Source organism: Staphylococcus canis, assembly GCF_016238445.1.
Classification (GTDB): Bacteria; Bacillota; Bacilli; order Staphylococcales; family Staphylococcaceae; genus Staphylococcus; species Staphylococcus canis.
The window spans coordinates 1-13,556 of sequence record NZ_JABANU010000016.1 but is presented as its reverse complement, the minus strand read 5'-3'; the positions used below and the strand labels follow the sequence as shown (position 1 = coordinate 13,556).

The 13,556-nt window shown below is 33.9% G+C and carries 8 protein-coding genes; 6 read left to right on the top strand and 2 right to left on the bottom strand.

Translation table 11 applies throughout. The annotated features are described in order from the left end of the window. Positions 1-55: 55 nt before the first annotated feature. A complete protein-coding gene (locus HHH54_RS07175; protein ID WP_198618165.1) occupies positions 56-1,702 on the bottom strand; it encodes a phospho-sugar mutase in 1,647 nt (548 codons plus the stop codon). A 509-nt stretch (positions 1,703-2,211) separates the two neighbouring features. On the opposite strand from HHH54_RS07175, the gene HHH54_RS07170 reads away from it, so the two are divergent. The 4 genes from HHH54_RS07170 to HHH54_RS07155 all read left to right on the top strand — a co-directional run bounded on the left by HHH54_RS07170 (position 2,212) and on the right by HHH54_RS07155 (position 8,679). After that, positions 2,212-3,486 carry an LCP family protein gene (locus HHH54_RS07170; protein ID WP_198618164.1) on the top strand — a complete coding sequence of 425 codons (1,275 nt, stop codon included), beginning with the start codon at positions 2,212-2,214 and terminating at the stop codon, positions 3,484-3,486. Between the two features lie 14 nt (positions 3,487-3,500). Further along, positions 3,501-3,968, top strand: coding sequence for a DUF2538 family protein (locus HHH54_RS07165; RefSeq protein WP_198618163.1), 468 nt, complete (start codon positions 3,501-3,503; stop codon positions 3,966-3,968). 93 nt (positions 3,969-4,061) lie between these two features. Continuing rightward, complete coding sequence (locus HHH54_RS07160; protein WP_198618162.1) at positions 4,062-4,499, top strand: GNAT family N-acetyltransferase; 438 nt, start codon at positions 4,062-4,064, stop codon at positions 4,497-4,499. A 145-nt stretch (positions 4,500-4,644) separates the two neighbouring features. After that, a complete protein-coding gene (locus HHH54_RS07155; RefSeq protein WP_198618161.1) occupies positions 4,645-8,679 on the top strand; it encodes a glucosaminidase domain-containing protein in 4,035 nt (1,344 codons plus the stop codon). Positions 8,680-8,709: 30 nt separating this feature from the next. On the opposite strand, the gene HHH54_RS07150 is transcribed toward HHH54_RS07155, so the two are convergent. Beyond that, positions 8,710-10,530, bottom strand: a complete 1,821-nt coding sequence (locus HHH54_RS07150) for an acyltransferase family protein (protein ID WP_198618160.1) — start codon at positions 10,528-10,530, stop codon at positions 8,710-8,712. A 261-nt stretch (positions 10,531-10,791) separates the two neighbouring features. Between HHH54_RS07150 and HHH54_RS07145 the strand changes: the two genes are divergently transcribed. Then, positions 10,792-11,802: an acyltransferase family protein gene (locus HHH54_RS07145; RefSeq protein WP_198618159.1), complete on the top strand. Its 1,011-nt coding sequence runs from the start codon at positions 10,792-10,794 to the stop codon at positions 11,800-11,802. Between the two features lie 298 nt (positions 11,803-12,100). Further along, a complete protein-coding gene (locus HHH54_RS07140) occupies positions 12,101-13,270 on the top strand; it encodes an aminotransferase class I/II-fold pyridoxal phosphate-dependent enzyme (protein ID WP_198618158.1) in 1,170 nt (389 codons plus the stop codon). The last annotated feature ends 286 nt before the right edge of the window (positions 13,271-13,556 follow it).

The following is a 13,556-nucleotide window of genomic DNA, read 5'->3' as shown; positions in this document are numbered from 1 at the left end:
TTTTAAAAAAGACTCAGCCGAATTTTTTATGTTCAGTCTGAGTCGTGTAAGTATATTAGTTTAGATATTGTGTTTGAAATTCTTGAACAATTGCCTCAAAATGTTCCGTGTTTAATGAAAAATACACCTTAATTTTAGGCTCTGTTCCTGATGGCCTTAGTGCAATAAATCCTTCCTTAAATGTAAAACGTAAGACATCTGCTTGTGGTAAATCAAGCTTGTGTTCTGTATGATTTTTATAATCATAAACTTGGTGCGTTAAGTAATCTTCTTTAGTTTGAATACGGAGGCCGAGCAATGCCTCACTTTTATCATTTCTAAAATGATCCATAATTTTAGAGATTTTTGATTTCCCCGACGCTCCATCATAAGTAGGTGATAAAGTCACATCTTGATAATAACCAACTTGTTGATAAATATCATCCAAAACTTGTTTGAATGTTAAACCATTTTTACTTAGTTGTTGTTTATATTTTACTAACAAAGGTATAAATTGTATCGCATCTTTATCCCTAGATAAATCTTCAACTAAGTACCCATGACTTTCTTCATAGGCTAAAATAAGTTGTTGATCTGTCATTTCATTTTGTTTAAGTTGTTCTGATATATATTTGAATCCAGTTAGCACATTAATCGTTTTAATATCTAAGCTATGTGCTAATGCTTCACTTAATGCACCTGTCACAATAGATTTAATAATAAAACCTTGTTGTGGCTTCGGTTGAAGTTCTTGAAAACGTAATTTCATTAATAGTAATCCAATTTCGTTTCCAGTAAAGTAACGTGTTGTACCATCATTGTATCGCTCTACAAATCCAAATCGATCAGCATCTGGATCAGTTGCAATCACTAATGACGCGTTAACCTTTTCTGCTAAACGTTGACCATATATAAAGGCATCTTTTTCTTCAGGATTTGCACTTTTAACTGTAGGGAAGTGTCCGTCTGGTCGAGATTGCGCTTCCTCAACCACATAGTTACTAAACCCTAATTCTTCCAACAATTCTGAGCCGAGCGGTAAGCTTGTACCATGTAAGCTTGTAAGCACAATCTTTTCACCTTGGTCTTCAATCGGACCTACTAAATTTTTCACACCAGTTTTATAAGCTTCGGTCACTTCTGGATCTAGCCACTGAATTAAGCCTAGCTCTGCTAAACTTTCTAAATTATCAGCCTCGATAGTCAGCGGTGAATCAATCTGGTTGATGTACTCACTTAAATCTTCTGAAGGTGCTGTCAATAGTTGACCACCATCTGGACCGTACACTTTCACTCCGTTGTAATGACTTGGATTATGGCTTGCTGTTATCATAACACCCGCATCAGCCTTTAAATAACGTACAGCAAATGAAAGTTCAGGTGTCGATTTGTATTGTTTTGAAAGGATAGCAGTAACCTTTTCGGTTGCCAAAACTCGTGCAATCTCATTCGCAAAATCTTGAGATAAGAACCGAGTGTCAAAATGAATGACAGTAGTAGGTGCATGATGTTGATCTTTTAGATACCGTGCCAGACCTAATGCGATTTTACGAATAGTATATTTATTAAGACGACCAGGTCCTAATCCGAACGTACTTCTTATCCCAGCTGTTCCAAATTCTAAAGTTTCATTAAATGCGGCTTGACGCTCCTCTTCTGATTGCATTTCATAAAAAGGCTGAACCAAACTCTCCTCTAAATGTGCTTTCCAATTCTCTTGCATTTATGTAACACCTTCCCTATCAAACTGCAGTTTTAGTGTGTTGTATCAAGGTTGGACATCATAAAATAATACTGGTGTCACAACATTCATATTCTATTACATATTATACACGAGGTAGTATGACATTGAAAATGCTTACTTCTCAATATGAGATACATTCATTTCAATTGAAAAGATAACTGAATTAAGTTAGAGGCTTTCGCGTAATGGGAACTGGATAAAATTGACAACATCGAAATACTTGAGCTATAATTTCTTGCAAGCCAATACAAAAATATTGACAACACATAAATAATGTTGGGACAATAACGGTTAGGCAAAAATCACTTTGCTGTAAATGTTATTTACTATAGTTATGCAATTTTATAAATTTCTAACAAACCTAATCTTTAAAATCTTCAATAAATTACAACGAAGACACTGGTCGCTATTTTCTCAAAGTGATGATTTTACGTGACTAGTCCTAACTTTAATTTGTGTTAGTGAAAACGAACGAGGAGCAATCGGTTATGAATAAGTTTTTTAAATATCTACTTTATTTACTGTCACTTATGCTAGTCGTTGTTCCTACAATTTATATCATCATGTTATTTAATTCATCAAAATCTGCTTTTGAGCAATCTTTTTCTAATGATTCAAAACGTCAATCGCAACATCGAGATACGAATGTTGATATCACGCAACAACCTATTTCAATTTTGTTTCTAGGAATTGATGATAATGAGTCTCGTCGTGAAAATGGTCAAAGTATCGATCATGCTAGAACTGATGCTATGATATTATCCACATTTAATCCTGATCAGAAACAAATCCGTCTCCTCAGTATACCGCGCGATACATTAAGTTACATTCAAGAAGTCGGCTATTATGATAAAATTACACATGCACATGCATATGGTGGTCCTGAAGCATCTATGAATAGTGTCGAATCCACTTTGAATGTTCCGGTAGACTATTATATTCGTATCAATATGGAAGCTTTTGCGACTGCAGTAGATGAATTAGGTGGTATCGAGTATGATGTGCCATACGACTTAAACGAACCGAATACATTAGATAAGGGGCGTATCAAACTCAAAGCAGGTAAACAACAACTTAATGGAGATGAAGTGTTAGCAGTCGCACGTACACGCAAGCATGATTCTGATTTAAAACGTGGTCAAAGACAAATGGAAATTTTAAAAGCACTATTTAAAAAAGCTCAAAAAACAGATTCTCTCCATAAACTTGATAATATCATTGAAATTGTAGGAGATAATGCACAACATAACTTATCCTTTAAAGAAATTCGGACAATTGCTATTCAATATCTCGTAAATGATGTTGATATCAAGTCTCAACAACTTAAGGGTAACAATGAGTTAATTGATGGTACGTATTATATTAATCCAGATGTAGACGCATTAATTGATACATCAAATTTATTACGTCGAGACTTAAAATTAGACCCAATTACTGATCGTAATGCTTATCTCATAGAACGTATCAAATCAAATTATGGTGAAATCCCACCACTTACAGAAATACCATCATCATTATTGAAATATCCTCCAACATACGAGACTCAAGAGGATAATTCAAATAACAGCAACGCTTCAATACCTAGAACTCATGAAGACCAATATCAAGAATTCAATAATTCAGAGCCACCAAGTGATACTACTGAGCAAAATCTAAATACAACACAAGTACCAGATTCAACCTATAATCAAGGTGCCCAATCGTCGCTACAATATGATTCTAATGCTCAAACTAACGGCACGGATAATAACGAATTTTATTAATAAGGAGGAACATCATGTCAATGACACTTGATAAAATAAAGCGTATTAATGGCATGTTTTCAATGCTAGAACAGCAAATTATTCATAGTAAAGATATGGCCCATTTTCGTAGTGAGTTTTTTTACGTTAATCATCAACACCGTGAAAACTACGAAGCACTTCTCCTTTTTTATACCGATAGCGAAAACAATCCTGTGTTAAATGGGGCATGTTACATCGTTGCATTACCAGAAATTTTCGATGCTATCGATGTTTTCAAATCTCCCCTTCCTTTTTCATGGGTCTACGATGAAAAAGGAATAACGCCTGAGATGCAAAAGCTAAGTGTACCTATTCAATATTTGGTTGCTGCAGCTCTAGAAGTCACAAATATTAATATTTTTAAGCCATCTGGATATGCAATGGGCTTAAATAACTGGAATCTTGTGCAAATGCGTATATTTTGGCAATATACTGCTATTGTCCGTCAAAATGCTATATAATATATGATATCAATCTAAAAGTGTGGTGACCCCAATGTTTTGTCACCCACTTTTTTTATCATTTCTAATTTTATTTAAAGTGAGGCGATATTTATGTTTAAAACTGGACAAGATGAAAATATTTACAAGGATGCTTTATATGTAAGGGAGAAAGTCTTTGTTGATGAACAAGGTGTATCTCAAGAAGATGAAATTGATCAATTTGAACATACTGCTCAATATATTGTAGGTTATGATAACAATCATCAGCCTATTGCGACTGCACGTTATCGTATTGTGGATGGTATTGTAAAAGTTGAACGTGTAGCTGTACTTTCTTCAATGCGCGGTCAAAACATTGGTCAAGCTTTGATGAATACACTAGAAGCTGATGCACTTCAAAATGGCTATCATCATTTCAAGTTAGGCGCTCAAATACATGCGATACCTTTTTATGAAAAACTTGGTTACTACAAATACGGTGATTTATTTATGGATGCAGGTATCGAACATTACAATATGGAAAAAATAATAAATTCTGATAATTCATAATCATCGATACAAAACCATAGTATAATTAAACAGTAGACAATTATTAAAGTTCAATTACAATCTAATTAAAAGACGCCTTTTTTCCTTATTAAAGATTATACTAATAGTAATCAACTTTACTATTATCTTTAAAAGGAGTAATACAATGTCTAAAAAAATTGGCTATAAAACATCTTCTATCATTGCTTTGACGTTAGCAGGTGTTGGCTTGTCAGCCCACCACGCAGATGCAGCAGAACAAGAATCAAATTCACAAGAAACACCACAAAACGTTTTAGACGATCAAGTTTCTCTTAATCAAGCGGAAAATGCAAAAGCAACTGTAACAAACACGTCACAAACTAACATTGTTGATACACAACGTTATCAAGACCCTACTCAAATTGAAACTTATGATACATTATCATCAGAAAATCAGTCAACTCCTGAGACAAATACTAATGTTGAAAATGAAGATTCAACATCATTAACTCATACTCAACCTAATAACAACGTAGAATCTGATACTACAAATTTAAACGTATTAGAAGTTGAACAACCTGAAAAATCTAATACAGAAACACCAGACACACATATTGACACGCATACTGAAGCTGAAGTTTCACAAGAAGAGTATGACAATTCAGAGCAGAACATTGAATCTCATTCAACTCAGATTGATTCTAAGACGAATCAAGACGCTAATACTGAGTCATCTGATGAAACAGTTGTATCTTCTGAGGCAACTCATGATGTATCAAATCAAGAAACAAAAACGACGCCAGACAACGATGTTACATATCAAGATGTTACATACCAAAATCAAACACCATCTTTTGATGAACAAAACATACAACCACAGTCATCTGAACAAGAACGTAATAGCGTTGTCTCTACAAATCAGAATGATCAAACTACATCACAATATTCAAATAAACAAAATATAGATGCTCAAACTACAAGTAATGATAATGCAGAGGAGCAAAATTCAAGTAATCCAGACACTTCTACATCAGAGGCGAAAGACACACATCTATCAGAAGATACCATCTTGCTCAATGATGAAGAAGGACAAATGATTCCAGTAAATGGTTCAGTATTTCGTTCAGCAACTGCACCTCAACCTGTGACTTATGCTGCAACTACAAGTCAACCCGCGGCATATCAACCACAAGTGAACTCAAGTATTAATAATTATATTCGACGTAACAATTTCACAGTACCTACGTATGAAGAGGATTATTCATACTATTTTCCAAAATACGGCTACCGTAATGGTGTAGGTCAACCTGAAGGCATTATTATCCATGATACAGCAAACGATAGCTCAACTATTGATGGCGAAATTAATTACATGAAAAACAATTATAATAGTGCATTCGTTCATGGTTTTATTGATGGTCGTCGTATTATTGAAACACAACCAACTGATTATCTAGCATGGGGTGCTGGACCAGTTGCAAATAATCGCTTTATCCACATTGAGCTTGTACATGTTCACGATTATGATTCTTTTGCACGTCAAATGAATAATATGGCTGATTACGCCGCAACAAACTTACAATACTACGGTTTACAACCTGATAGTGCTGAATATGATGGACGTGGGACAGTATGGACGCATAATGCTGTTTCGAATTGGTTAGGCGGTACAGACCATGTCGATCCACATGGATACTTACGTGCTCATGGCTACTCTTATGACGAACTATACGATTTAATAAACGAAAAGTATCAAGTTAAGATGGGTTATGCTTCACCGGCATATTCTGGCTCAACAGCACAGCCGAGCACCCCTTCTCAAAATAATGATTTAACAGTTAATGCTAACAATGGTTACTTACGTATCAACTCAAATAACAACGGTTTATACACAACAGTTTACGATCAAAATGGCAGAACAACTAATGCAACAAATCAAACTTTAAAAGTAACTAAAAAAGCGAATTTAAATGGACAAGATTTTTATCTTGCCTCAGATGCTAAAACAAATAAGTTACTTGGCTGGGTTAAGTCAAATGATACTTTCTATCAACAAGCTCAATCTATTAAATCTATTAATCAAAAGTATCAAGTTAAACCTGGCACAGTGGTATATAACGTACCTTGGGGCACAAAATCTCAAGTTATTGGAACTTCAAATAAAACTGTAAACCAAGCTTTTTCAGCTCAAAAATCACAAGTTGTAGGAAAAACAAATTGGTTGTACGGTTCAGTTAATAACTTGACGGGTTGGATTAACTCTGCAAATATTGCACCTGAAACTCAAAGTTTAAAGGTAACTAAAGATACAGGCATAGGACGTATCAATTCATCAAATAGTGGTCTTTATGCATCTGTTTACGATCAAAAAGGTAAATCAACAACATTGGCTAATCAAACGCTAAGTATCCCTAAAAAAGCTAAATTAGGTGATCAAGAATTTTATCTTGTTGCAGATTATGCTACTGGTACAAATGTTGGTTGGATTAAAACGTCTGATGTCGACTATCGTACAAGCCAACCTTCAACTGCTATCGATAAAGTATATACAATCCCAAGTGGTACAACATTATACGAAGTACCTTGGGGCACATCTAAACAAGTAGCAGGTCAAGTGTCTGGTCAAGGTGCTCAAACGTTTACAGCAAGTCAACAAAGAAAAATTGGCAACGCTACGTATATTTTTGGTAAAACACGTAATATTTCAGGTTGGGTAAACCAAATTCGTTTGTCTACACCAACAGCATCAACACTTATCACAAAACCTGTATCAGAAATTGGTCAAGTTCAACCGTCAACGTCAGGTATCAGAGCATCTGTTTATGATCAAACAGCTAAAGATGCTACTCGTTATAATGATAAAACATATAAGGTATCAAAACGTGCATCTCTCAATAATCAAGATTATGTGTTGTTACAAAATGCAACAACGCCTATTGGTTGGTTTAAAGCATCTGACGTTAAAACTCAATCATTAGGTAAAGAAGTGCGAACTACAGGTCAATATACTGTGCGCTCAAACAACAATGGTCTCTATACAATACCTTGGGGTACTGCACAACAACGTATTGATGCATTAAAAAATCTATCTAATCCATCGTTTATCGCTACGAAAAAGGTAAATGTAGGAGATAATGTATATCTATTTGGTAATGTCAATCAAAAAACTGGTTGGATTGATTTAAAAGATTTGTCACAAACTTCTAATCTTAAAACAGCTGTTGCACCTACATCATCCTTAAGAACTGCAACAACATCATCAAATACAACTGAATCAAATCATAATTCTGATTACTTTGTGACAAACTCAAAAGGGTATTACTATGATAGTCCAGAGCAAAAAAAGATTTTAGGTACACTGTCTAATTATTATGAAACACTATTTTCAATTGAAAAATCATCAATCCATCAAGGTGTAACGTGGTATTATGGTACATTTAAAGATGGCACTAAAGGTTGGCTTAAAGCAAGTGATCTACGTTCAGTGCTAATCCATCACTACACTGCTCCAGTGACATTAGAAGAAGCACTTAACCGTCAACTTGTATTAAGTGCAAAACCACAAACACAACGTCAACCAGGTAAATGGGTTAATGCGACTCGCGAAGAAACACGCGAAGCTATGGATACAACAAAACTTGAAAAAGATCCTGTTCAAAAATATCAATTCTTGAAACTCGATCAACATCAAGGATTAAGTGCTGCTCAATTAAACAAATTACTAAAAGGTAAAGGTATATTAGAAGGTCAAGGTGAAGCGTTTAAAACCGCTGCAGCGCAAAATAATATTAATGAAATTTATCTTGTTTCTCATGCTTTATTAGAAACTGGCAACGGAACATCTCAATTATCAAAAGGTGGCTATGTTAACTCTAAAAACCAAGTTATCACAGATAGTACAACTAAATACTTTAATATGTTTGGCATTGGGGCATTTGACCAAAACCCATTAGTTAATGGCTTCAAAACGGCACAAGATTTTGGTTGGAATTCTGTAAGTAAAGCAATTATTGGAGGCGCTCAATTCATCAAAGATCGCTATATCAATATGGGACAAAATACACTATATCGTATGAGATGGAATCCTCAAAACCCTGCAACACATCAATATGCGACAGATATCAGTTGGGCTAAGCATAATGCATTACGCCTCAAGAGTTTCTATGATGCACTTAGTGAAACAGGTAAATATTTTAATATCGACGTTTATCGTAAATAATAACTATAATGATAAAACCGGACTAATTGCTTAGTCCGGTTTCGTTTCTGTTTTTTGATATTTAGACATTTGTTCATCTAAAGTTTCAACTAGCTTTTCAATTCCAGGATATTCAAGATGTATGCCATCATATGCAAAATATTCTGTATGACCTACACCAACCTGATACCAATCAACAAGATGTACATTTTTATGTTTTTGAGCCGCTTCTGATAGTAACGTATTAACATGTTCTTGATACCCTCTAGGCACCGTAGTATTAATGAGATATACATTGGCTTGATCAAAATCCTTCAGTAACGTTTCAAGTTCAGAATCACTAAAATCTCCATTCGTACCGATTTGAATCACGACTGACTGTCCATCGCGGTTATAAGATGCATATTGACTAGCAACTTGAATTGCCTCTTCCATTGACCGTCCTACACGCGCATCAATCATCGGCGTATCATAATGATTATCTAAATAATTCCCCATCCCCACTGTTAATGAGTCTCCAATAAATAATGGGGATTCCTTTGAAGCATCAAATTGTGAAGGTTTATTATGACTTTGATTAGTGTCTTTTGGAGTAGCTTGTTTTGATGCATGATTTTTATGTTGTGTTTTATACGCGCTCAACTTCTTCTCTGTCTGAGCTAAACTATCAAATTGCCCCATCATTGTTAATGCGAAAAACCCAAGTCCAAGTAATATTAACGGTGTGCGCACCATAGAAATCATTGGTGTTGAACGATGAACAAAGGTTTGCCATCCATATCGTCTAAATGGTGTTTCTACATAACGATAAGAAAGCTCTGCCATTAATACAGTTAAAATAATATCTATAATATAGACATAAAATGGATACTGTCCCGCTACGAAATGTTTATGTACAAACGTAACAACCACAAAGTGCCAAAGATATAAACTATACGAACGCTTTCCAATATAAATAAAGAGTGGGTTAGATAATATTTTAGATAAAACACCTTGAGGTTGGACTGTACTCGCAATGACAATTAATGTCAGCATAGAAATAAGATAAAATCCGCCCATATATAACCAGTCTTGCTCTTCATTAACCATCCAAAATAACGCTATCAAACCAATAAGCGCAATACTTCCAAAAGCATCAACAATTCGTCTTCCTAACTTAGGTGGGTCAAGTTTGAGTTTAAATGCTGGCCATATAAAAGCAAACATAGCGCCTAATAGTAAAGTTTGTAGACGTGTATCCGTACCAAAGTATGCTCTAGACAGATTTGTGTCGATTGCTGCTACAATCATCATCCATACTAATGACACTAAAGATACTACAAAAAATGCAAGCGTTACCTTCCTTTGAGATTTAAAATATTTTAGAAAGAGGATTAAAATAATTGGATAAAAAATATAAAATTGCTCTTCAACAGCCAATGACCATAAATGCTTGAGTGGCATTGGCTTAAATTGATCAAAATAATCGACATCTTGAAAAATGTACCACCAATTAGAATAGTACAGTAATGCAGCCTGAGCATCTCCTTTTATAGAATGCAACAATGACTGCTCAAATAATAAAACATAGAGCACTGCAAACGACGTTACAAAAAGCATTGCTGGGATTAAACGTTTAAAACGTTTAATCCAAAATTGAGCTAGGTTTATTCTTCCATAATTTTCATATTCAAACATTAGCAAAGAGGTGATTAAATACCCGGAAATGACAAAAAATGTGTCAACACCAAGAAAACCTCCGGATAGCCACTGTGCATTAAGGTGATATACAATAATACCTATTACTGAAATTGCACGTAATCCATCTAAGCCAGGCAAATATCTTGGTGGATGTTTAAGCTTCTTTACCCCAGTAAATTGTTTATTTGCCATAACATCATATCCTTATGATTAAAATAAATTGTCTATTTACTATGCCACGTTACAACACATAATTTACCATACTGTAAACCTAAACAAGAATCCATAAATATTTTAAAGCTACTTAAAACATTCATTAGATATCCTATAATTTCTTTGTTTATGTATGCACGTAATTAAACATAACAATACATTATCATAAGTTGCTTTTCGTTGCATTTATAACGATGTTTATAATACATTTATTTTAAGTACGAAAAAGGAGTAATCGTTATGGTGCAATCAAAAAAGAGAGATGCATTTTTCGATAATGCAAGAGCAGGATTGATTTTTTTAGTTGTATTCGGTCACCTTATTAGACCATATGTAGGATCTAGCTCTTTTATCAACGCACTTTATCTATTAATTTATAGCTTTCACATGCCGGCCTTTATTTTCATATCAGGTTATTTCGCGCGTCATGTTGAACGCGCTGGTTACATCGAAAAGGTAGGAAAAAAACTTTTAGGCCCATATTTAATTTTCTTTACATTCTTTTCAGTATACTACTTCATTACTGGAAAAAATAGCACAATAGATATCGATCCTTTCAATCCAATATTTGCATTGTGGTTTCTAGTATCTCTATTCTTTTTTAATGTATTTATCGTAGTCGTTAGATCGTTTAAGCCTTATATTATTTTACCTATTGCAGTAATCGTAGCTGTACTATCAGGATTTTCTGACCACGTTGGCGGATATTTAAGTTGGTCCCGCACACTGGTCTTTTTCCCAATTTTTTATCTTGGTTACATATTAGATACACAATTTAGTCGTTTTATTCGATTGAAAAGATTTGTTCCTATTTCTTTGATGATTCTTATAGGGTTTTTTATTATTTATTATTTCCATCCTATTAATTCATCTTGGTTATTAGGAAGTGCTCCGTATGGGCTTACCGAGGGAATTCATCTTATTTTGAGTCCGTTAAAACGTCTTGTATTATACGGTATTATTATCACAACGATGTTCTCATTTTTGAATCTTATGCCTCAAAAGCATCATTGGTACACATATATTGGTTCAAGAACGATGTACGTCTATCTACTACATGGTTTATTTATAGGCGTGATACGTGGTAATGAGATTTATCCCTTTATGGATAGCCCAATATTAAGCTTAATTTATAACTTTGTATTCTCATTATTTATAGTTCTATTATGGTCCTCAGACTTTGTAGCCAAATGGACAAATCCATTTATCAACTTACAACGACCATCAGCATTTAAGCCGTATCAACCATAAATATGATTAATAGAAACATTCATTTTTTAAAGAATCACTCTAAATGTAACTTCTTAATGAATTTAAGCTGTTTTTATTCATTTTACATTCAGGAGTGATTCTTATAATTTTATATAAAAACGTACGGTTTATACCTTACTTCTTATTAATACTCTACGTTTTAAAATTAATCTCACTTAAATCTTTGTGCATTCGACTAATATATATCTTATTATTCCGAATTTTAAGATTCATTTAGCGTATGATTATCTTTTCATGTTACACTTAATATTAATTATATATTTAAGGATGTGTGATAATGAAACTCCAACTTAATTCACAATCTCGCTTTTTAAAAGCACCGAGCATTCGTCAATTTTCAAGTCGAATCTCTCAAATGGAAGATGTGATTAATTTAACTGTTGGGCAACCTGATTTTAATATGCCTGTATCAGTTAAAGAGGCTTATCAACAAGCTATAACAAATAATCAAACGCAGTATTCTCATAATAAAGGTCTATTAGAAACACGTCAGACTGTTTCAGATTACTATTATAAAAGATTTGGTATTCAGTACACCCCAGAGGAAATCATCATCACAAATGGGGCTTCTGAAGCGTTAGATACGGCACTTCGATGTATTATTGATCCAGGCGATGAGATATTGGTTCCAGGTCCTGTTTATGCTGGATATATTCCTTTAATTCAAACATTAGGTGGCACGCCTATCTATTTAGATACGACACACTCTAATTTTAAAATTACACCAGAATTAATTGAGCAACATGTTACTAGTAAAACACGTGCTATCTTATTAAATTATCCATCAAATCCTACTGGTATGACTTTAAATGAACAAGAGGTTGAAGCGATTGTTAATACCTTAAAGAACTACCCTATTTTTATCATCAGTGATGAAATTTATGCTGAAAATACATTTGACCATGAGCATGTCTCTTTTGGACGCTATGAATGCATTAGAGACCAACTGTTATTGATTAATGGCTTAAGCAAATCTCACTCAGCAACTGGACTGAGAATCGGCTATTTGTCAGGTCCCGAATATCTCATAAAAAAGCTCACATTTATGCATGCATATAACTGTATATGTGCTAATGTTCCAGCTCAAATTGCTACAATCAGTGCATTAAATGAGGCAGTAGATGCTCCTAAAGAGATGAATCGCGCTTATATCGAAAGACGTGACTATTTAATCAAAGCATTAACAGAAATGGGATTTAAATTAAATGCAATTCCAGAAGGGGCATTTTACATTTTTCCAAGTATTCATCATTTTGAAGAGGATGATTTTAAGTTTTGTGTCGATGTGCTTGAAAATGCTGGTGTTGCAATGGTCCCAGGTTCTTCATTTACTGATTACGGAAAAGGTTATGTACGAATATCATATGCCTATGAAATGGAAACATTAAAAGAAGGAATGAAACGATTAAAAAATTACTTAGATCATCATATTTATCAACATCAATAATATATTATGGTTGTGATTATATTGGCTCTATACTTTTAACGGTTGGTGAAATATTCACTAGCCGTTATTTTTTAGTTTTTAATATAAAAACGGCACAAATATCTCTATAATTGTAAGTACCAACAAACTAATTAAGGAGAGATATTTATGCCTATAAACTATGATATAACAGAATGCTTTGGAATTGAAGGAGAAAATTTAAAAATAACAGGTTATTTAGGGTTAAAGGACATTAAAGGGATAACATCTTTAGTTTTTACTGGCTATGTTAGCTACGAACCTACGG

Bases quoted from the DNA above. Each gene is read 5' to 3' on its own strand.
- HHH54_RS07160 (WP_198618162.1), top strand. From the start codon at position 4,062: ATGTTTAAAACTGGACAAGATGAAAATATTTACAAGGATGCTTTATAT.
- HHH54_RS07165 (WP_198618163.1), top strand. From the start codon at position 3,501: ATGTCAATGACACTTGATAAAATAAAGCGTATTAATGGCATGTTTTCA.
- HHH54_RS07155 (WP_198618161.1), top strand. From the start codon at position 4,645: ATGTCTAAAAAAATTGGCTATAAAACATCTTCTATCATTGCTTTGACG.
- HHH54_RS07140 (WP_198618158.1), top strand. From the start codon at position 12,101: ATGAAACTCCAACTTAATTCACAATCTCGCTTTTTAAAAGCACCGAGC.
- HHH54_RS07170 (WP_198618164.1), top strand. From the start codon at position 2,212: ATGAATAAGTTTTTTAAATATCTACTTTATTTACTGTCACTTATGCTA.
- HHH54_RS07150 (WP_198618160.1), bottom strand. From the start codon at position 10,530: ATGGCAAATAAACAATTTACTGGGGTAAAGAAGCTTAAACATCCACCA.
- HHH54_RS07175 (WP_198618165.1), bottom strand. From the start codon at position 1,702: ATGCAAGAGAATTGGAAAGCACATTTAGAGGAGAGTTTGGTTCAGCCT.
- HHH54_RS07145 (WP_198618159.1), top strand. From the start codon at position 10,792: ATGGTGCAATCAAAAAAGAGAGATGCATTTTTCGATAATGCAAGAGCA.